General features: G+C 70.9%; 14 protein-coding genes and 1 pseudogene. 7 read left to right on the forward strand and 8 right to left on the reverse strand.

Features of this window, described 5'->3' with window-relative positions; all coding sequences use genetic code 11:
* Positions 1-17: 17 nt before the first annotated feature.
* Positions 18-962: an alpha/beta hydrolase gene (locus ACG00Y_RS12000; protein WP_394479045.1), complete on the forward strand. Its 945-nt coding sequence runs from the start codon at positions 18-20 to the stop codon at positions 960-962.
* Here ACG00Y_RS12000 and ACG00Y_RS12005 read toward each other — a convergent pair.
* The 6 genes from ACG00Y_RS12005 to ACG00Y_RS12030 all read right to left on the reverse strand — a co-directional run bounded on the left by ACG00Y_RS12005 (position 928) and on the right by ACG00Y_RS12030 (position 7,249).
* On the reverse strand, positions 928-1,983 hold the full coding sequence (locus ACG00Y_RS12005) for a cupin-like domain-containing protein (protein ID WP_394479047.1): 1,056 nt from the start codon (positions 1,981-1,983) through the stop codon (positions 928-930). The genes ACG00Y_RS12000 and ACG00Y_RS12005 overlap by 35 nt on opposite strands.
* A gap of 63 nt (positions 1,984-2,046) precedes the next feature.
* Positions 2,047-3,132 carry an alpha/beta hydrolase gene (locus tag ACG00Y_RS12010; protein ID WP_394479049.1) on the reverse strand — a complete coding sequence of 362 codons (1,086 nt, stop codon included), beginning with the start codon at positions 3,130-3,132 and terminating at the stop codon, positions 2,047-2,049.
* A 48-nt stretch (positions 3,133-3,180) separates the two neighbouring features.
* Positions 3,181-4,305 carry an ATP-binding protein gene (locus tag ACG00Y_RS12015; protein ID WP_394479050.1) on the reverse strand — a complete coding sequence of 375 codons (1,125 nt, stop codon included), beginning with the start codon at positions 4,303-4,305 and terminating at the stop codon, positions 3,181-3,183.
* The gene (locus tag ACG00Y_RS12020) at positions 4,299-5,009 is read right to left on the reverse strand and encodes a response regulator (protein ID WP_394479052.1); all 711 of its coding nucleotides are present in this window, start codon (positions 5,007-5,009) and stop codon (positions 4,299-4,301) included. The genes ACG00Y_RS12015 and ACG00Y_RS12020 overlap by 7 nt, the downstream gene beginning before the upstream one ends.
* Complete coding sequence (locus ACG00Y_RS12025) at positions 5,006-5,908, reverse strand: dioxygenase family protein (protein ID WP_394479054.1); 903 nt, start codon at positions 5,906-5,908, stop codon at positions 5,006-5,008. The genes ACG00Y_RS12020 and ACG00Y_RS12025 overlap by 4 nt, the downstream gene beginning before the upstream one ends.
* 93 nt (positions 5,909-6,001) lie before the next feature.
* Positions 6,002-7,249 carry an ANTAR domain-containing response regulator gene (locus ACG00Y_RS12030; RefSeq protein ID WP_394479055.1) on the reverse strand — a complete coding sequence of 416 codons (1,248 nt, stop codon included), beginning with the start codon at positions 7,247-7,249 and terminating at the stop codon, positions 6,002-6,004.
* Between the two features lie 195 nt (positions 7,250-7,444).
* On the opposite strand from ACG00Y_RS12030, the gene ACG00Y_RS12035 reads away from it, so the two are divergent.
* Positions 7,445-8,698 carry an MFS transporter gene (locus ACG00Y_RS12035; RefSeq protein WP_394479057.1) on the forward strand — a complete coding sequence of 418 codons (1,254 nt, stop codon included), beginning with the start codon at positions 7,445-7,447 and terminating at the stop codon, positions 8,696-8,698.
* Between the two features lie 49 nt (positions 8,699-8,747).
* Here ACG00Y_RS12035 and ACG00Y_RS12040 read toward each other — a convergent pair whose 3' ends face one another.
* Positions 8,748-10,484: a bifunctional protein-serine/threonine kinase/phosphatase gene (locus ACG00Y_RS12040; protein WP_394479059.1), complete on the reverse strand. Its 1,737-nt coding sequence runs from the start codon at positions 10,482-10,484 to the stop codon at positions 8,748-8,750.
* A 206-nt stretch (positions 10,485-10,690) separates the two neighbouring features.
* Between ACG00Y_RS12040 and ACG00Y_RS12045 the strand changes: the two are divergent.
* The 4 genes and pseudogenes from ACG00Y_RS12045 to cobA all read left to right on the forward strand — a co-directional run.
* Positions 10,691-11,920 (forward strand): annotated as a pseudogene (locus ACG00Y_RS12045) (NAD(P)/FAD-dependent oxidoreductase); the annotation flags it as partial.
* Between the two features lie 37 nt (positions 11,921-11,957).
* The gene (locus ACG00Y_RS12050) at positions 11,958-12,737 is read left to right on the forward strand and encodes a type IV pili methyl-accepting chemotaxis transducer N-terminal domain-containing protein (protein ID WP_394479060.1); all 780 of its coding nucleotides are present in this window, start codon (positions 11,958-11,960) and stop codon (positions 12,735-12,737) included.
* A gap of 21 nt (positions 12,738-12,758) precedes the next feature.
* Positions 12,759-15,509 (forward strand): nitrate reductase, encoded by a 2,751-nt coding sequence (locus ACG00Y_RS12055; RefSeq protein ID WP_394479062.1) that lies wholly within the window; start codon positions 12,759-12,761, stop codon positions 15,507-15,509.
* A complete protein-coding gene (gene cobA, locus ACG00Y_RS12060) occupies positions 15,506-16,252 on the forward strand; it encodes a uroporphyrinogen-III C-methyltransferase (protein WP_394479064.1) in 747 nt (248 codons plus the stop codon). Before ACG00Y_RS12055 ends, cobA begins: the two co-directional genes overlap by 4 nt.
* Here the strand turns inward: cobA and ACG00Y_RS12065 are convergent.
* Entirely contained in the window at positions 16,239-17,789 is a 1,551-nt protein-coding gene (locus ACG00Y_RS12065) for a methyl-accepting chemotaxis protein (protein ID WP_394479066.1), read from the reverse strand. The two genes, cobA and ACG00Y_RS12065, sit on opposite strands and share 14 nt — an antisense overlap.
* Before the next feature lie 119 nt (positions 17,790-17,908).
* Here ACG00Y_RS12065 and ACG00Y_RS12070 point away from each other — a divergent pair, with 119 nt between their 5' ends.
* Positions 17,909-18,673: a type III pantothenate kinase gene (locus ACG00Y_RS12070; RefSeq protein ID WP_394479068.1), complete on the forward strand. Its 765-nt coding sequence runs from the start codon at positions 17,909-17,911 to the stop codon at positions 18,671-18,673.
* Positions 18,674-19,056 lie beyond the last annotated feature (383 nt).

A 19,056-nucleotide genomic window follows, 5' to 3' on the forward strand; every position in this document is an offset into this window, starting at 1 on the left:
CTATGCTCCGCGCCCCGATGGACAACCAACAATCCCACATCCTCGTCGAAGACGCTGGCGAGCCTGCGCCGCTGGTCATCACCTTCGGCTTCGCGTTGTGGAAGGAACCCGCGGCCTTCGACTTCGTCGGCCGCTTGCGCAAGCTCGAGTTCCTCCTCGGCCGGCCCTTCCACCGCATCCATCTGCGCGACCCAAGCATGTCCTGGTATCTGCAGGGCGTAGCCGGGCTGGGCGCGACTCTGGCAAGCACGCTGGACGAGGTGGCCGGCCAGGTGCACGCACTGTCGCCCACACGGGTGATGACGCTGGGGCAGTCCATGGGCGGCTATGGCGCGATCCGCTACGGGCTGGCGCTGGGGGCGGCGCGCATTGTCGCCATCGGCGCGCTGTCGACGATGGAGCCGGCCATCTCGCGTGAGCGGGGCGACACGCGCTGGCTGTCTGTCATGGAGCGTCTGGCGGCCCAGGGTGTGGCCGACACCGACCTGGTCGAACTCGCACGCCGCGCCGGCACGCCGCTGGAGCTGCGCCTGCACTACGGCGAGCGGCCCGACGCGCCGGAGCAGGGCGAGGTCAATCTCGACCTCTTCCACGCCGACCGCTTCGCTGCCCTGCCCGGCTGCCGCGTTACCCGACATCCGGGCTCGGACCATGTCGTCGTCAATCACCTGAAGGCCAGTCGCGAGCTTGACGCCGTGCTGTTGCACGATCTCTTCGACATTGACCCCGCGCGCCTGCACCGCCGCACCCGGCCGCTGCTGGACGACGACTGGCTGCGCTGGATCGCCGAAAACCGGCTGCGCGGCGCCGACCTCGGCAGCCAGGTTGCCGCGATGCTCCAGCGTGGCATCGACCCCATCACCGCGCGCTCGGCCATTGCCGAGGTGGAGCGAGATCCGGTCTTCCTGGCGGCGTCGCAGCTGCTGGCTACCAGTTCCCAATCGTCGGGTTCACATAGCTGAACTCGTTCGCCACATCGAGGTTGGTGTACGAGAACGACATGCTCAGCTCCAGCGAACTGACCTGGTGCCACCAGCCCAGCGGCAGGAACAGGGTGTCGCCGGGTTCCAGCACGACCTCCAGCACCTGGGCCTCGCGCAGCAGCGGGTAGCGCTGATAGTCGGGCGCATCCAGGTCGATGGGGCTGTAGACGCCCATGCGGTTGTAAAGCAGCGGCGTCTGCAGCGGCGACACGAAGCGCCAGCGCTTGCGGCCGACGACCTGGGCGTGGAAGAGCATCAGCGTGTCGTGATGCAGCGGCGTGCGCGTGCCGGCCGGGCCGAACCAGAACGACGCCGCCGTGTGCAGCAGCGCCGGGTCGCACAGGGGCGGCATGCGGCCGATGTCCTGCAGCAGCGGCAGGAACTCCGGCTTGCGCATCATCTCGTCGTTGGCGGTCAGGTAATGGTCATTCGTCGCGCCGCCGCTCATGACGAGGTCGACGAACTCGGCCACGCGCATGCGCTGGCGCAGCTGGGCCTTGTTCTGCTCGAACAGGGCGTCGGTGTTGCGGCCCACCTGCACGTCGACCTCCAGGTGGCCGAAGCGCTCGCGCAGGTCGGCGGGCGACCAGCGGCGCATGGCAGGCCAGTCCTCGGCCACGTCCTGCAGCACGACCGGCCGGCTGCCGCGCACATAGCGCTCGACGAACTCGTCACGCGACACGCCGCGGCGCTTCTCGATGACGCCGTAACCCGGGTCGCTCGCCCAGAGCTTCTGCTGGTTGGCACACACGGATTCCAGCTTGCGCAGCATCTGCTGGTGGCGCTGCGCGGTCAGGAAGACCGGGTCCTGTTCGATCTGCGCGATGGCCGCCTCGCTCAGCGTGGCGTCCAGGCCGGCGGCCACCATGGTGTCGAGCATGGACTGGGGCGAACAGCCCCAGAGCCGGTTGTCGGCCACCCAGCCCAGCCAGTCGGGTGTCAGGTCAAGCAGAGCGGCCGGCCGCGGGCGCGGCGGTGGCTTCAGAGGAGCGAGCGGCATGGCGGCATGGCGGGTGAGCGTTGCCCGCCAGCTTAGGCAGCGCGCGCGACATGCGCGTGAAGCTCAGGGCTGTTGCAACCAGTCCTGCAGTTGCGCCAGCACGGCGGCGTCGGTCTGCAGGCCCAGATGACCCAGGCCGGTGAAGAGTGCGGTGTCGGTGAAAGCCAGCCGGCGCGCGGCCTCGCGGTGCTGGCCCAGCGCGCTGGCCACGGGCACGAGGCCGTCGCCCAGCCAGCGGGCCGGCGGGCCGCTGGGCTTCTTGGCCGTCGTTGCAGCCACGGCATAACAGGCCACGCCAACGGGTAGCGGGATGCGGCTGGTCGAGCCTTCATCGGCTTCTAGCAGCGTGCCGAAGCGAAGGTCGCGGATGCCGGCGCTGCGCCGCGCGGCCAGCGCCGCCAGCGGGCGCGAGTAGGCGCTGACGCCCAGCAGCTGCTGCACCTGCTGGCCGCCGCGCTCCAGCGGCGCGCCAAGGTGGGGCGTGCCCAGCGTGATGAGGCGTTGCAGTCGTTGGGGCCAGCGTTTGCGTTGCGCCTGCGCTTGCGCGATGGCGCTGCGGGCGACGAGGCCGCCCATGCTGTGGCCCAGCAGCGTCAGCGAGCCGGGTACGCGAGTCAGCAGGTCGGCCAGCTCCGCGCCGTTTCGCCAGATGGCGCGGCCGGTGTTGTAGCGCAGGCCCAGCGGCTGGTAGCCGAGTGCGGCGAGTGAGGCGGGGAAGTCCGCGCCGTCGCGCCGCCACTGCGCCTCGTTCATGCAGAGGCCGTGCAGCAGGATGAGCGCGGGGCCGGTGGCACCGTCGACAAGCGGGTGCAGGCTCATCGGGGTGGCGAGGGGGTTGGCGGTGGCTTCGAGGTAGTCGCCGAGCACGCCATTGAGCGCGGCCAGCGTGGCGTTGGCGCGCTCGGGTGCGGCCTGGCCGAGCAAGGGCGTCAGCGCGCCGAGCGCCAGGTCCAGGCCACCGCCGACGAGCCGGGTCACGCCGCGCACGCTGCGGTAGACGAGGCCGGTGATGCCGGTGGTGCGCTCGCGTTTTGCCGTCAGTGGCAGGCGTGTGATTTCGGCATGCATGGCCTCGACGAGGTTGGTCACGCCGGTGATGGCTTCGGTCGCGAGGCGGCTGCTGCCGCGCAGGTGCTGGGCTTTGCTCATGCCTGGATCATGCGCTTGAGTGCCCGGGGGGGGTTGGTTGCTGCGCCGCTAGAACACCACCTCGGCCCTGAGCCCGCCCTCCACCCGGTTGCTCAACGCCAGCACCGCCCCCTGCCGCCGCACCAACTGCTGAGCGATGTACAGCCCCAGCCCCGTGCCGCCGGTCTCGCGGTTGCGTGAGCCCTCGACGCGCCGGAACGGCTGCCGCACCCGCTCCAGCTCCGCCTCAGGAATGCCGGGGCCGTCGTCCTCCACGATCAGCCGCGTGACGCCCGCCGACAACTCCACGCGCACACGCGCAGCGCCCGCATAGCGCAAGGCATTGCCCGCCAGGTTGTCGACGACACGGCGCAGCGCGACCGGGTCGGCACGCACCACGGCCGGCGGACCTTGGAAGCTGACGGCCGCGCCCGTCTCGGCCAGGTCGTCCACCGCCGATTGCGCCAGCGCCGACAAGTCCACCCGCTGCGGCTCGGCCACCTCCGCCGGCCGGAAGACCTCGATGACGCTCTCCACCAGCCGGTTCATCTCGCGCAGGTCGTCGATGCAGCGCTCGCGCACCCGCGCCTCCACCTCGCCCGTCTCCAGCCGCAGCCGCATGCGCGTCAGCGGCGTGCGCAGGTCGTGCGAGATGGCCGCGATCATCAGGCCGCGCTCCTCGAACTGGCCGCTCAGCTCGGCCGCCATGCGGTTGAACACGGCCGCCGCATCGCGCACCTCGCGCGTGCCCTCGCCCTCGCTCAGCGCGGGCGCGGGCCGGCCCTGGGCCAGCGCGGGCGTGAGCTGCTGCGCGGCGCTGACCAGCCGGCGCACCGGCCCCGCCAGCCAGCGCGAACCCCACCAGGCCGCCAGCGCAATGACGAACAGGCGCACGCCGTAGTCGATGACGCTGGCGGACCAGGGCAGGTCGGGTGGCAGGGACGGGAAGGTCGGCACGCGGGAAGTGGGCGCACGGCGAGGCGGCGGGCCGGCGTCGTCGAAGTGCGGCGGTGGCATCGGGCGGCCCGCGTCCGCATGCAGCGGCGGTGGGTTCGGCCGGTCGGCGCCGTCCGGGCCTGGCAGCGTCTGCGACACAAGACTCCACGCGGCCAGGTGGCTGAGTGCGAGCGCGGCCCACATAAGCAGGAAGAGCCGCAGGCCCAGGCCATCCCAGCGCTTCAGCCGCTTCAGCATGGGCTCACCTCCGCGTCGAACAGATAGCCCTCGCCGCGCACGGTGCGGATCAGCGAGGGCTCGCGCGCCGTGTCGCCCAGCTTGGCGCGCAGGCGCGACACGGCCAGGTCGATGCTGCGGTCATTGACCTCCACGCCGGGCGCGCGGGTCAGCTCGATGAGTTGGTCACGGTTGAGCACGCGGCCCGGGCGCTGCACGAAGGCGGCGAGCAGGCGGAACTCGGCGCTGGACAGCGCGATGCCCACGTCGTCGGCATTGACGAGCTGGCGCGCCAGGCGGTCGAAGCGCCAGCGGCCGAAGCGCAGCAGCCGCGTGTCGTCCTGCAGCGCGCCGCCCTTGTGCGAGCGCCGCCGCAGCGCCTGCAGCCGCGCCACCAGCTCGCGTGGCTCGAAGGGCTTGGCCAGGTAGTCGTCGGCGCCCAGCTCCAGGCCGACGACGCGGCTCATCGTGTCGCCGCGCGCGGTCAGCATCAGCACCGGCGGCGCGTCGGCCTGCGTGCCCAGCCAGCGCAGCAGCGCCAGGCCGTCCTCACCGGGCAGCATCAGGTCCAGCACGATGACGTCAGGTCTTGCCAGCGCCATGAGCTGGCGCATCGCCCGGCCGTCCGCCGCCGCGCTGACCTGCCAGCCGAAGCCCTGCAGATAGGCCGTCAGGCTGGTGCGGATCTCGGCGTCGTCGTCGACGACCAGGCAATGTCCATTCACGCCGAAATACCTACCCTCAAGGTGGCCACATAGCCGGCGGCGACGGAGCCGGTCACCGTGCACAGCTGGGTGCTGGAGCCGTCGCTGAAGATGCCGTCGCTGCTGAGGCTGATAGCGTTGTTGTTGGCAGCACTTTGCCCATAGCCGCTGGTCGCGTAGACGGCGGTGTTGACCTCCGACGGGAAGCACAGCTGCGAGGTGCGCAGCTTGTTGTTCCAGTTCGTCGCGGTCGTGGTGCTGCGGTAGATCTCGAAGTGCATGTGCGGCACGCGGCCGGCGTAGCAGCCGGGGTAGATGGTCTGAAACGTCGCCGTACCGTCCGTGCCGGTGGCCTGCACGCCGCGCAGGTAGTTCTCGCCGGTCACGCCGCTGGAGTACATGGAGTAGCGGCCCAGCGCGTCGCAATGCCACAGGTAGATGGCATAGCCGGACAGGTCGGCGCAGGCGGCGTTGGTGTTCACGAGCTCGATGATGACCTGAAGCGGCACGCCGGTGGCGATGCCGCTGGCGCCGGCGATGCTGGAACGGATGTCGCTGCGCACGACGCCCGACAGCGCCAGCACGTTGGCGACGCTGCCATTGGCGCTGTTGGAGCCGTCGCCCGGGTAGGGGCCTTCGGTCTCGGCGGGGATGACGGAGCAGCCGGCCGTGGTGGTTGTGGTGGTGCCGCCGGTGGAGGTGCTGCTGCCGGACGAGCCCGAGGACGAGGTGCTGCTCGTGCCGGCATCGCCGCCCCCGCCACAGCCCGCCAGCGCCATCGCGCCGGCGCCGCCCAGCGACATGGCGCCCGCGCCCATCAGCCAGCGCAGCGCGGTGCGGCGCTGCAAGGCCTGCTGCTGCAGGCGGGTCAGGTCATGGGCGAGGCCCAGGTCGTGGTCGTCGTTGTGGTCGTGGTGCATTGCGTCTCCTTCGATGTGGCGGATGGAGGCATTGCATCGCCCGCATGTATCGGGCGGATCGGCAGATTGTGTCGGGGCGGAAATACGGGAGCGTCAGCCCAGGATCAACTGCAACGACCCCTGCAACGCCCGCGTCAACGCCTCCAGCGCCTGCAGCAGCCGCTCGCTGCCCTGGTGCATGCGCTGCACCGCGTCGCCCTGCTCCACACGCAGGCCGCGCAGCAGCACCAGCCAGGCTTCGTCCACCTCCGCGAAGGCCGGCTGCAGCGCCGGGCCGGCCAGGGGCGCTGCGCGCACGCCGTCATAGGCCTTGATGAACTCGTCCAGGCCCGCCGCCAGGCCGCTGGCGTCATGCCCGGGCACGACCTGGGCCAGCAGGCCCTCCTTGGCCAGGCGCTGGCTCAGCAGGCGCAGCCGCGTGACCTGCGCCAGCAGGCCCACCGGCCGCTGGCCAGCGCGCTCGGACAGCCGGGCCACCAAGGTCTCGCTGCTGTCCAGCAGGCGCTGGGCGGCGCGGTCGCTGCGGGCCAGATCGGGCTGGCGGGTCGTCAGCGCGGCGTCGAGCTGCGCCCAGGCGCTGGCGACGGCGCTCAGCTCGTCGGCCAGGTCGGTGCGCAGCAGCTCGGCGAGTCGCGCCAGGTTGGCCGCCACGCGCTCGCGCGAGCCGTCCAGCAGCGCCTGGCATTCGCGGCGCTCCGGCGGCGCCAGCCGCGGCCACTGGCGCAGGGCCTGCAGCTTGACGAGGCGCTGGCTCAGCATGCGCTGCGCGCCGGCGCGCTCCAGCGCCTCGGCCAGCTCGCTGGTGTGCACAACGCTGCGCGCCACCTCGGGCAGCTTGGACTGGGTCTGCATGGCCGTGTTGCGCAGCAGCGCGAAGGCGGCGGCCTCGTCGATGCCGCGCGCCTGCATCAGCAAGCCCTTGGCGCGCTCGGTCCATTTGCGCTCGTCGAGCTTGGCCTGCGCGGCGCTGTCGCGGGCCTGCAGGTGGGCAGCCAGGTCGCGCGCCCACAGCAGCGCCTGCGCCAGCGTGGCGGCGTCCACGTCGACCGGCAGCCACTGCAGCACGCCCAGGGCCAGCAACGCCTGGCGTTCGCCCGCCTCCAGCGGCGGCGACAGCAGCACCACCGGCAGGCCGAAGGCCCTGTCAGCGTGCAGGAGACGCGCCAATTCGGTGCAATCCGGGCACCAGAGCAGCCCCAACGCCGACCCATCAGTGGGCGGAGCAAGCTCCGAAACGGTGCGCACGGCCCAGCCCTGGGCCTGCAGGGCGGTCGCCTGCGGGGGCTGTTGCGGGCTGCAGATCAGCAGGGGAACGGGTGGGGCGGCAGTGGTGTCGGACATGGCTTCAGGAATCACGCCCCAAAACGGCGCAAGAAGCAGGCCAGCCAACTCGCCGTTGAGCAGGCATGGGGTTTGCAGGTATCGGCGACGGTGCGCGCAATGGTGCGTGCACCCTCCCGCTGCGACGTCCTTGCCTCCCTGGCACGCGACCGGCGGGTCGGCGTGGGCACGCGCAGCCGCATGATTGAGCCCACGATGTCCGCATTCCAGAACTTCAAACGCGCCGGCCACTGGCCCACCTTGCTGGCGGCCTTCCTGTATTTCGACTTCTGCTTCGCCATCTGGGTGCTGAACGGCGCCATGGCGCCCTTCATCAGCGAAACGTTCTCGCTGACGCCGGCGCAGAAGGGCTTCATGATCTCGGTGCCCATCCTGGCCGGCGCGCTGATGCGCTTCCCGCTGGGCGTGCTGGCGCAGTACATCGGCCGCAAGAACGCGGCCATGGTCGAGATGAGTCTGATCATCGCGGCGCTGGGCTTCGGCTTCTTCTTCGTCGACAGCTACGACTCGGTGCTGGCCATGGGCGTGCTGCTGGGCATTGCCGGCGCCAGCTTCGGCGTGGCGCTGAGCCTGGGCTCGGGCTGGTACCCACCCAAGTACAAGGGCCTGGCCATGGGCATTGCCGGCGCCGGCAACTCGGGCACCGTGCTGGCCGTGCTGTTCGCGCCGCCGCTGGCCGCCAAGTTCGGCTGGCAGGCGGTCTACGGCCTGGCCGCGCTGACCATGCTGCTGCCCATGGCCGTGATGTGGGTCGCCGCCAAGGAGCCGCCGGACCGCGAGCACCAGAGCCTGCGCGAGCATGTGAGCTGCCTGTTCGAGAAGGACGGCTGGGTCTTCAGCCTGATCTACATCGTCAGCTTCGGCGGCTTCATCGGCCTGGCGAGCTTCCTGCCCACCTACTACTACGACCAGTTCAAGGTCACCAAGATCGAGGCCGGCCAGCTGACCATGCTGGCCACGCTGATGGGCTCGGCCGTGCGCATTGCCGGCGGCGCGCTGTCCGACCGCATCGGCGGCGTCAACACGCTGACCGGCGTGCTGGTGCTGGTGGCCGGCTCGCTGCTGGCCTGCGGCCTGGCGGGCGAGTCGCTGGTGCTGACCACGCTGCTCTTCATGCTGTGCTTCGCCGCCTTCGGCGCCGGCAATGGCGCGCTGTTCCAGCTGGTGCCGCTGCGCTGGCCGGTGACGACGGCCGTGGCCGGCTCCATGATCGGCGAGATCGGCGCTTTAGGCGGCGGCTTCCTGCCCAATGCGATGGGCCAGAGCCTGCAGCACACCGGCACCTACCTGTGGGGCTTCGTGATCTTTGCCGTGCTGTCGCTGGTGATGCTGGTGATGCTGCGCGTCGTGCAGATCCGCTGGACCCGCACCTGGGCCGAAAAGGGTGGCCGCGCCCGTGCCGCCAAGACGCCGGAAGACCAGGACCCGGTGAGCTACCAGCGCGCCTGAACCGGCGCATGATCCCGGGGCGCATCAGCGCCCCGTGCTCGCGCCAGGCTCAGCGGGGCAGGAACAGCAACCAGGCCACCAGCAGCAGGTTGAAAAGCACGGAGACCGCCAGCGCGATCTGCCAGGGCAACGCCGGGTCGCCGGCCGCGCGGGCCGCCCGCGCCGGCCCGACGTGGTCCCGCGCGGCCAGCCGTTCCAGCGCCAGCAGCAACTCGTCCGCCGTCTCGAAGCGCGTCTTGGCGTCCCGCGCGACGGCGCGCATGACGAGGCGGTCGAGCGGCATCGGCACGCTGGGCTGCAGGCGGCTCACGCTCACCGGCTCGCGCTTGTAGCGGCCGAGCTGGTAGGGCTCGATCTCGCCATAGGGCAGCCGGCCGGTGAGCGCCTGGTAGAGCGTCACTCCCAGCGCGAACAGGTCGGAGCCGGCATCGGGCGGCACGGCCGGGTCCTGCCACTGCTCGGGGTTGATGTAGCTGGGCGTGCCCGCATGCAGCTCACGCGCGGCGGCTGACACCCGCGGGCTCAGCGCGGCGCCGAGGTCCAGCACGCGCCACTGGCCGTCGTCGCCCAGATGCAGGTTGGCCGGCTTGATGTCACGGTGAATGACGCTGGCCGCATGCAACAAGCTCAGCGACCGCGCCACGGACGCCGCCAGCGCCACGGCCTGCGCCACGTCCAGCGGGCCCTTGGCCAGCAGTTGCTCCAGCGTCTGGCCGCCGTGCCAGTCGAACACCGCGTAGAAATGCGTCGCGCCGTCGGCGGGTGGATGCACGCGCACGAAGCCGCTTTCACCGCCGCGACGCCGGTGCCGCGGCGCCTCGGCCAGGCGCAGGCCCAGCCAGATCTCGTGCGCCAGCATGGCGCGCTCCTCCGGGTCGTCGGCGCGGCCGGGGCGCAGCATCTTCAGCGCGACCAGCCGGCCCGTCGCCTGTTCACGCGCCTGCAGCAGGCGGTGCACGCCGTTGTCGGCGACGACGGCCGTGACCTGGTAGCCGTCCAGCACCGCGCCCACGCCCAGCGGGCCGGGGCTGGGCAGCGTGCGACCCAGCGCGGCGAGGTCGGCCAGGCCGGGGTCGGCCAGGTCCTTCACATCCAGCACCAGGGCCGTCACGTTGTCGTGGCTGCCGGCGGCCAGGGCGGCGGCGGTGAGCGCGTCGGCGGCGGCCTGCGCGCCGGGCGTGGCGCGCAGCAGGTCGGCGATCTGGCGGCTGCGCAAGCTGCCGTGCACGCCGTCGCTGGTCAGCAGCAGGCGGTCGCCCACCTTCAGCTCGCCGGCGCTGTGGTCCAGGCGCAGCGCATCGTCCAGGCCCAGCGCACGCGTCAGGCCGGCGAAGTCGCGGCGCTCCATGCGGTGGTCCTGCGTCAGCTGCAGGCACTGGCCGTCGCGCAGCAGCCAGGCGCGGCTGTCGCCAATGTGGGCCAGCGCGTAGCGGCGGCCGCGCAGTGCCAGTGCCGTCAGCGTCGTCAGCGCCTCGCGCGGCTGGCCGTCCGGGCCAGGGCGGCGGTTGTGCGAGGCCAGCCAGGCGTTCTGGTGGCCCAGCAGCCGGTCCAGCGCGACGCTGGTGTCCCAGTCGGCGGGCACGGCGTGGAAGTCGCGCAGCAGGCTCATGACCGAGGTCTGCGCCGCCATCAGTCCTTCACCTCCGCCGCTGACGCCGTCGGCCAGCGCAGCCACCCAGCCACGCTCCGCCTCGTGCGCGGCAGGCGCCTGCACGCCCGCGAAGTCTTCATTGCGCGGGCGTTTGCCCTGCAGGCTGGAGAGGCCGGTGTCGAGTTCGAAGCGCATGCGCGTGAGTGGACCATCTGCGCAGCGTTGCCCGCAGATGGTGCGTTTTTTTGGGTGAGTGCACCCCCGCCGGGATAGCAAGCGCTTCGGCGTGGGGCGCCGCTGGGCGTTTTTCACGCTGCGGCCGGTCTGGAGGCCAGCTTCTTCGCTGGCACATCGCTTGCAAAGCAAAGGGCAGACCAGCTTTGCTGTAGAGGGGTGTGGTGATGAAGAAGTTGAAGCTCGTGATGGTGGGCAACGGCATGGCCGGCGTGCGCACACTGGAAGAGCTGCTGAAGATTGCGCCGGACCTCTACGACATCACCGTCTTCGGCGCCGAGCCCCACCCCAACTACAACCGCATCCTGCTGTCGCCGGTGCTGGCCGGCGAGCAGACGGTCGACGAGATCATCCTGAATCCGCTGAGCTGGTATGCCGACAACGGCATCACGCTGCATCTGGGCAAGACGGTCACCGCGATCGACCGTCAGCGCCGCCGCGTCGTCGCCGACGACGGCCAGGGCAACGTCATCGAGGCCGACTACGACCGCCTGCTGATCGCCACCGGCTCCAACCCCTTCGTGCTGCCGGTGCCGGGCAAGGACCTGGACGGCGTCATCGCCTACCGCGACATCGCCGACACCCACGCGATGATCGACGCGGCCACCAAGTACAAGCATGCCGTCGTCATCGGCGGCGGCCTGCTGGGGCTGGAGGCCGCCAACGGGCTGATGCTGCGCGGCATGCAGGTCACCGTCGTACACCTCAGCGGCACGTTGATGGAGCGGCAACTGGACGGCATGGCCGGCGGCCTGCTGCGTAAGTCCCTCGTCGAGCGCGGCCTGCAGTTCGCGCTGGCGGCGCAGACGCAGGCGCTGCTGCCGGGCGAGGCGGGCCGCGTGCGCGCCGTGCAGCTGAAGAACGAGCATGGCCAGCTGTTCGAAGTGCCGGCCGACCTCGTCGTCATGGCGGCCGGCGTGCGCCCCAACACCACGCTGGCCGAGAAGGCCGGCCTGCACTGCCATCGCGGCATCGTCGTCACCGACACGATGCAGACGGTCACCGACCCACGCGTCTACTCGGTGGGCGAATGCGCCGCGCACCGCGGCATCGCCTACGGCCTGGTGGCGCCGCTGTTCGAACAGGGCAAGGTCTGCGCGACGCACCTGGCCCAGTTCGGCATCGGCCGCTACCTGGGCTCGCAGGTCAGCACCAAGCTCAAGGTCACCGGCATCGACCTGTTCTCGGCCGGCAACTTCGCCGGCGGCGCGGGCACCGAGGAGATCGTGCTCAGCGACCCCTTCACGGGCGTCTACAAGAAGCTGGTGATCCAGAACGACAAGCTCGTCGGCGCCTGCCTGTACGGCGACACGCTGGACGGCAGTTGGTACTTCAAGCTGGTGCGCGAGCGCCGCGACATCAGCGGCATCCGCGACCGCCTGATGTTCGGCGAGGCCTATGCCAACGAAGTCGCTGCCTGAACCCGACATGTCCATGAACCGGCGCTCCGCCCTCCTGGGCCTGACCCTGATCGGCGCCCTGCCCTGCGCCCACGCCCGCATCGCGCGGCTGGGCGATGCCATCGACAAGGCGGGCGCGCAGCGCATGCTGAGCCAGCGCATGGGCAAGGCCTGGCTGGGCCAGCTGCGCCCCGAGCTGGCCCAGCGCGCCCGCGCCGTGCAGCAGGCCAGCGAGGCCCGCTTCGAGCGCCAGCTGGGCGAGCTGTTGAGCTATGCGCCCACGCCCGAGATCGCCGGCAGCTACCGCGCGATGCAGCACCGCTTCGGCGAGTACCGCGCGTTGCTGAAGAGCCCACCCCGCCCGGACCGGGTCGACGAGCTGATCAAGGCCTCGGGCGAGATGCTCAGCCTCGCCCATGTGGCCACGGGCCAGTTGCAGGAGCGCTCCACCGCCGCATCGGCGCGGCTGGTCAACCTGTCGGGCCGGCAGCGCATGCTGTCGCAGCGCCTGGCGCTGTTCTTCCTGGCCGACCAGCACGGCGCACGGCCCGACCTCGTGCGCCGCGAGAGCGAGAAGGCGCGCGCCGATTTCGTCACCGCCATGCGCGAGCTGGCGGACGCGCCCGAAGCGACGCCGGCCATCCGCGCCAACCTGGAGCTGGCGCAGAGCCAGTGGGTCTTCCTGCAGGCGGCGCTGGGCGGCCAGAGCCAGGGCCCGCAGGCCGCCAAGGACGTCTTCATCGCCAGCGAGAACCTGCTGACCGTCATGGAGACGGTCACCGGCCAGTTTGCCCGCCAACTGGTGCAGAGCTGAGCTGAGCACACGCACAAGAACATGAACGAGACCAAATCGACTTGCCCTTATTGCGGTGTCGGCTGCGGCGTCGTCATCGAGCATGACGGCCAGCAGATCACCGGCGTGCGCGGCGACCCCGACCACCCGGCCAACTTCGGCCGCCTGTGCACCAAGGGCACCAACCTGCACCTGACGGCCACGCCGGTCGTCATCCAGCACCAGCGCCTGCGCCAGCCACAGCGCCGTGCCGAGCGCGGTGCGCAACCCGAGGTCATCAGCTGGCGCGAAGCCAACCGCGAGATCGCCGAAAAACTGCTGGCCATCCGCGCCGAGCACGGCCCCGAGTCGATTGGCGTCTACATCTCCGGCCAGTTGCTGACCGAGGACTACCACGCCTTCAACAAGCTGGCCCGCGCCGTCATCGGCACGCCGCACATCGACTCCAACTCGCGGCTGTGCATGAGCTCGGCCGTGGTGGGCTACAAGCAGTCGCTGGGCGCCGACGCGCCGCCCTGCAGCTACGAGGACATCGAGCTGGCCGACTGCATCCTCGTCAGCGGTGCCAATCCGGCCTGGGCCCACCCCATCCTGTTCCGCCGCCTCGAAGTGGCACGCGCGGCCAAGCCCAGCCACAAGCTGATCGTCATCGACCCGCGCCGCACCGAGACCGCCGAGCTGGCCGACCTGCACCTGCAGATCCGCCCCGGCACCGACGTGGCGCTGTGCCACGGCCTGCTGCACGCCATCATCGCGCGCGGCTGGACGGCCGATGACTTCATCGCCCAGTCCACCGAAGGCTTCGACACGCTGAAGGCGCTAGTGGCCGACTGGCCGCCCGCACGCGCAGCCGAGGTCTGCGGCGTGACGGCGGCCGACATCTGGCAGGCCGCCGAGTGGTTCGCCACCTCGCCGTCGTCGCTCAGCCTGTACTGCCAGGGCCTGAACCAGAGCAGCAGCGGCACGGCCAAGAACACCGCCCTCATCAACCTGCACCTGGCCAGCGGCCAGATCGGCAAGCCCGGCGCCGGCCCCTTCTCGCTGACCGGCCAACCCAACGCCATGGGCGGCCGCGAGAGCGGCGGCATGGCCACGCTGCTGCCCGGCCACCGCGACCCGGGCAAGGCCGAGGACTGGGCCGAGATCGAGGCGCTCTGGGGCCTGGATCAGAACAGTGGCCTGCCCGGCAAACGCGGCCACACGGCGGTGGAGATGTTCGAGGCCGCTGCGCGTGGCGAGATCAAGGCGCTGTGGATCGCCTGCACGAACCCCGCCCAGTCCATGCCCGACCAGGCCACCGTGCGCCAGGCGCTGGCGCGCTGCGAGCTGGTCATCCTGCAGGAGGCCTTTGCCCACACGGCCACGGCCCGCTACGCCGACTACCTGCTGCCGGCCGCCACCTGGGGCGAGAAGGAAGGCACCGTCACCAACAGCGAACGCCGCATCAGCCGCGTGCGCGCGGCCGTGCCGGCGGCGGCCGAGTCGCGCGCCGACTGGCAGATCGTGCGCGACATTGCCGCGCTCATCGACGCCGGCCTGGGCCGCGCGCCGCGCATCGCTGCCGCGACCGCCGAAGACCTGTGGCTGGAACACCGCGACGCCACGCGCGGGCGCGACCTCGACATCACCGGCCTGTCCTGGGCCAGGCTGGAGACCGACGGCCCGCAGCAGTGGCCCTATGTCAGCGGGCCCACGGCGCGCCTTTACACCGACGGCCGCTTCGCCACCACCGACGGCCGCGCCCGCTTCATCACGCGGCCCTATCAGGCCACGGCCGAGGCGGCCAGCCCTGAGCGCCCGTTTGCGCTGACCACCGGCCGCATGCGCGACCAATGGCACGGCATGAGCCGCACCGGCAGCGTGCCGCGCCTGTTCGCGCACGAGGGCCGGCCGCTGGTGCGCATCAACCCCGGTGACGCCGCCAGCCACCAGTTGGCCGAGGGCGCGCTCGTGCTGGTGCAATCCAGCCGGGGTCAGGTCGTGCTGCCGCTCAAGCTGGACGCCAACGTGGCCCCGGCCGGTGCCGACATTGCCATGCACTGGGGCGACGAATTCATCGGTGCACAGCTGGGCGTCAACGCGGTGACGCAGGGCGCCTTCTGCCCCGACTCCAAGCAGCCCGAGCTGAAGTTCAGCGCCGTCGCCATCGAGCCGGCCCACCTGTCCTGGCGCCTCAGCGCCTGCGCCTGGGTGGCGCCCGAGGACGGCCAGCGCCTGCGCGAGCAACTGCGCGCGCTGATGCCGCGCTTCGGCTATGCGCACTGCCTGCCCGAACCGGGCAAGGGTGCCCAGGTCGGCTGGGCCTTCGAAGCCGCCTGCGCCGAGGCGCCCACACCCGAGCTGGTCGACGAGATCGCCGCGCTGCTGGGGCTGAACAGCCCGGCCGTGCTGCGCTACGCCGACGCCCGGCGCGGCCGGCTGCGCCTGCTCAAGCTCGACGGCGATGACTTGCAGGCCGCCCCGGTGCAGGCGCTGCTGCGCGTGGGCAAGCACGATGAAGGCGCCTGGCTCGTCGACCTCTGGCGCGAGCGCACGGCCGCCTGCACGGTAGGCCGCTGGCTGCTGTCCCCCGGCGCCCCGCCCACCAACACCACGCCCGCAAGCCCGCAGGTCTGCAACTGCTTCGACGTGCGCGAGGACGTCATCCGCTTCACGCTGACCCGCTGCAGCGGCACGCCGGCCGAGCGCCTGGCTCAGCTGCAGGGCGAGAAGAAGTGCGGCACGCAATGCGGCTCCTGCCTGCCGACGCTGCGCAGGCTGGTGGCCACCACACCCGAGGAGATCCCCGCATGAACTACACGGTCTCTCTTGTCGGCGCCGGCCCGGGCGACCCGGAGCTGCTGACCGTCCGTGCGCTCAAGCGCATCGAAGGCGCCGATGTCGTGCTCGCCGACGACCTCATCGACCCGCGCGTGCTGGCCCTCGTCAAGGGCCGGCTGCTGCGCGTCGGCAAGCGCGGCGGCTGCATCAGCACCGACCAGCACTTCATCCACGCGCTGATGATCAAGGAGGCCCGTGCCGGCCACCGCGTCGTGCGGCTCAAGGGCGGCGACCCCTTCGTCTTCGGCCGTGGCGGCGAGGAAGTCGACGCGCTGCGCGAGGCCGGCCTGGAGGTCGAGGTGGTGTCAGGTCTGACCAGCGGCATCGCCGGCCCGGCGGCTGTGGGCATCCCGGTGACGGACCGCCGCGCCAGCCCCGGTGTGATCCTCGTCACCGGCCATCCCGGCGAAGGCCGCGCCGAACCGGACTGGGCCGCGCTGGCCCGCACCGGCCTGACGCTGGTCATCTACATGGGCGTGGCCCGCGCGCCCGACATCACGGCCAAGCTGCTGGCCGCCGGCCTCAAGCCCGACCTGCCCGCAGCCATCGTCAGCGCCGCCCACACGGCCCAGCAGCGCCATGCCGTGACGACGCTGGCCGGCCTGCCGGACTGCATTGCACGTGAGGGGCTGAAGAGCCCGGCGTTGCTGGTGATTGGCGAGGTGGCCGCACACGCAGCGGCTGCGGATATCGAACGGCTCGTCAGTTCAGCTTGAATGAACTGACCAGCCCCGCCAGCCGCACCGCCTGCTCCTTCAGCGACTGAGCCGCTGCGGCGGACTCTTCCACCAGCGCGGCGTTCTGCTGCGTCATCTGGTCCAGCTCCGTCACGGTGCCGTTGACCTGGGCGATGCCTTGGCTCTGCTCGATGGCGGCGGCGCTGATCTCGCCAATGATGTCGGTCACGCGCTGCACCGAGCCGACGATGTCGGTCATCGTCGTGCCGGCATCGTTGACGAGCTGGGTGCCGGCCTCGACGCGCTCGACGCTGGCGCCGATCAGGCCCTTGATCTCCCGCGCTGCCTCTGCCGAGCGTTGAGCCAGCAGGCGCACCTCGCCAGCCACCACGGCGAAGCCGCGGCCCTGTTCCCCGGCCCGTGCCGCCTCGACGGCCGCGTTCAGCGCGAGGATGTTGGTCTGGAAAGCGATGCCGTCGATGGTGCCGATGATGTCGGCGATCTTGCGGCTGGCCGCATTGATCTCGCCCATGGTGCTGACCACGCGCGACACCACCTCGCCGCCCCGGCCGGCCGTCTCGGCGGCGGCGCCGGCGAGTTGCTTGGCGGTCATGGCCGAGTCGGCGCTCTGGCCAACGGTGCCGGTCAGCTGCGTCATCGAGCTGGAGGCCTGCTGCAGGTTGGAGGCCGTCTGCTCGGTGCGATGCGACAAGTCCATGTTGCCGCTGGCCACCTCGCTGGACGCGACCTGGATGCTCTCGGCCGACTCGCGCACCTGGCCGACGATCTCGGACAGCGACTTCTGCATCGCCGCCAGCGCCTGCATCATCTCGGCGGACTCGTCCGTGCCGCGCACCTGCGGGGCGCGCGACAGGTCGCCGTCGGCCATGCGTTCGGCAAAGCGCTTCGCTGCCAGCAGCGGGCCAATGATGGAGCGAGAGATGCCAACGGCCAGCACCGCACCGATGACGGTGCAGACGGCAAACGTCACCAGCAGAGCCACGAAGATGCCGCTGACCATGCCGTCGACCTGCTTGAATACGTCGTTGCCGCGGCTCGCCAGGTCCGCTTCGATGTTGTTCAACATGGCCAGCGCCGGGTCATAGGCTGCATCAGCCGCCTTGATGTCCTCGAAGGCGGACTGGGCATCGGCATAGCCATCGGCCAGCAGCTTGTCGAGCGCCGGCCTGACGGACTTGCGGTAGTCCGCCATCAGCGCACGGAATTTGGCGAGGTTGTCCTTGCTCTGCTGCTCGGCGATGACGGCGCCAAAGCGGTCCAGCGTCTTGTCCATGGCGACCTGGGCGTCGTCCCACTCCTTGCGGGCGCGGGCCATGCCGTCCTTGTTGAAGATGGTCGCTGCCATCGTCGACGTGGCCGTCTTGCTGACCAGCAACTGCGTGCGCGCGGCCACCGCGAGGTTGGTGACCGGGATGAGCTTTTGCGTGATGCCCTGGATGGCCTTCTGCGACACGTTCAGCCCGAAGCCGCCGACGGCCACCAGCAGGGCCGTCATGGTCAGGATGAGGCCGAAGGCGAGCCACAGGCGGGCTTGAATGCGTAGACGGCGCAGCATGGCGGGCTTCCTGGCAGATGAGGTTGGGCAACGGGCAGCGTTTGATTGAAGCAGAAACCCGCAGTGCGACGCCAAAACCTGCTGGTAGGCTCGCGCCATCGTTCACGGCACAGCCCTCCATGAGCTTTCTGGCCATCGACATTGGCAACACGCGGCTCAAGTGGGCCGTCTATCCGGAAGGCGCCGAGCCCGGCAGCACGCCCCTGCAGCACGGCGCCGTCTTCCTCGAAAACATCGACCGCCTGGCCGATGGCGACTGGCAAGGCCTGGCCCCGCCGGCGCGCATCCTCGGCAGCAACGTCGCCGGCGATGCCGTGCGCCGCCGCGTCGAGGAGCAGATGGAGCACTGGGACCTGACGCCGCGCTGGGTCGTGCCCAGCGCCGAGGCGGCCGGCGTGAAGAATGGCTACGACCACCCGACGCGACTGGGCGCAGACCGCTGGGTGGCCGTCATCGGCGCCCGCGCGCATGCGCTTAAGCGCGGCTTCGCCGGCCCGGTGCTGACCGTCATGGTGGGCACTGCGGTGACGGTGGACGCGCTCTCCAGCGACGGCCGCTTCCTGGGCGGCCTCATCCTGCCGGGCCACGGCATCATGCTGCGCGCACTGGAGGGCGGCACCGCCGGCCTGCGCGTGCCGACCGGCGAGGTGCGCGACTTCCCGACCAACACCAGTGACGCACTGACGACCGGAGGCACCTTTGCCATTACCGGGGCCATCGAGCGCATGTACCGGCTGCTGACCCAACGCGAGGGCCGCGCGCCGCTGCTGCTGATGACGGGTGGCGCGGGGTGGAAGGTGGCACCGGCGCTGGATGCGCCGCATGAGCTGGTCGAGGGTTTGATTTTTGATGGGTTGCTGGCGATCAACTCGGCGCGGTCCTGACGCGCCGGGCCGCATGGCAGCGGCATCCTGGTGGGCAGCGCCATCACCGCGCCGTCTTCGATTCCCGTCAACTCGCCCGGCACGCCGCACATGCTGGGCAGCTTCGCCAACCGGGCCAGCGGGCGGCTGGTGTTGGAAGTCGAGGCCGATGGGCAGGGCGGCTCGTGTTTGGGGCATCGACAGCACGGTGAATCTGAGCAGCCTGCAGATCGAGTTCTGCTTATGCGGCGCGAACTACTCGGACAACAGCGTGGCGCATCAGTTCACGTCATTCAGCTTTAGCGCGGATGGCGGCGTGGTGTTTCAGGCGTAGGCGGCGCCTGAACAGGGGACGTCGCTGCTGTCTGAGGCAGGGTTGGGTGGGGGGCTGCACAAGCCCCCTC

Origin of the sequence: Pelomonas parva (assembly GCF_043555835.1) — a bacterium.
GTDB classification, from domain to species: Bacteria; Pseudomonadota; Gammaproteobacteria; order Burkholderiales; family Burkholderiaceae_C; genus Pelomonas; species Pelomonas parva.

Excerpts from the sequence above, each read along its gene's own strand:
- ACG00Y_RS12025 (WP_394479054.1), bottom strand. The coding sequence starts at position 5,908 with ATGCACCACGACCACAACGACGACCACGACCTGGGCCTCGCCCATGAC.
- ACG00Y_RS12000 (WP_394479045.1), top strand. The coding sequence starts at position 18 with ATGGACAACCAACAATCCCACATCCTCGTCGAAGACGCTGGCGAGCCT.
- ACG00Y_RS12055 (WP_394479062.1), top strand. The coding sequence starts at position 12,759 with ATGAACGAGACCAAATCGACTTGCCCTTATTGCGGTGTCGGCTGCGGC.
- ACG00Y_RS12065 (WP_394479066.1), bottom strand. The coding sequence starts at position 17,789 with ATGCTGCGCCGTCTACGCATTCAAGCCCGCCTGTGGCTCGCCTTCGGC.
- ACG00Y_RS12030 (WP_394479055.1), bottom strand. The coding sequence starts at position 7,249 with ATGTCCGACACCACTGCCGCCCCACCCGTTCCCCTGCTGATCTGCAGC.
- ACG00Y_RS12010 (WP_394479049.1), bottom strand. The coding sequence starts at position 3,132 with ATGAGCAAAGCCCAGCACCTGCGCGGCAGCAGCCGCCTCGCGACCGAA.
- ACG00Y_RS12070 (WP_394479068.1), top strand. The coding sequence starts at position 17,909 with ATGAGCTTTCTGGCCATCGACATTGGCAACACGCGGCTCAAGTGGGCC.
- ACG00Y_RS12005 (WP_394479047.1), bottom strand. The coding sequence starts at position 1,983 with ATGCCGCTCGCTCCTCTGAAGCCACCGCCGCGCCCGCGGCCGGCCGCT.
- ACG00Y_RS12040 (WP_394479059.1), bottom strand. The coding sequence starts at position 10,484 with ATGCGCTTCGAACTCGACACCGGCCTCTCCAGCCTGCAGGGCAAACGC.
- ACG00Y_RS12035 (WP_394479057.1), top strand. The coding sequence starts at position 7,445 with ATGTCCGCATTCCAGAACTTCAAACGCGCCGGCCACTGGCCCACCTTG.
- cobA (WP_394479064.1), top strand. The coding sequence starts at position 15,506 with ATGAACTACACGGTCTCTCTTGTCGGCGCCGGCCCGGGCGACCCGGAG.
- ACG00Y_RS12015 (WP_394479050.1), bottom strand. The coding sequence starts at position 4,305 with ATGCTGAAGCGGCTGAAGCGCTGGGATGGCCTGGGCCTGCGGCTCTTC.
- ACG00Y_RS12050 (WP_394479060.1), top strand. The coding sequence starts at position 11,958 with ATGAACCGGCGCTCCGCCCTCCTGGGCCTGACCCTGATCGGCGCCCTG.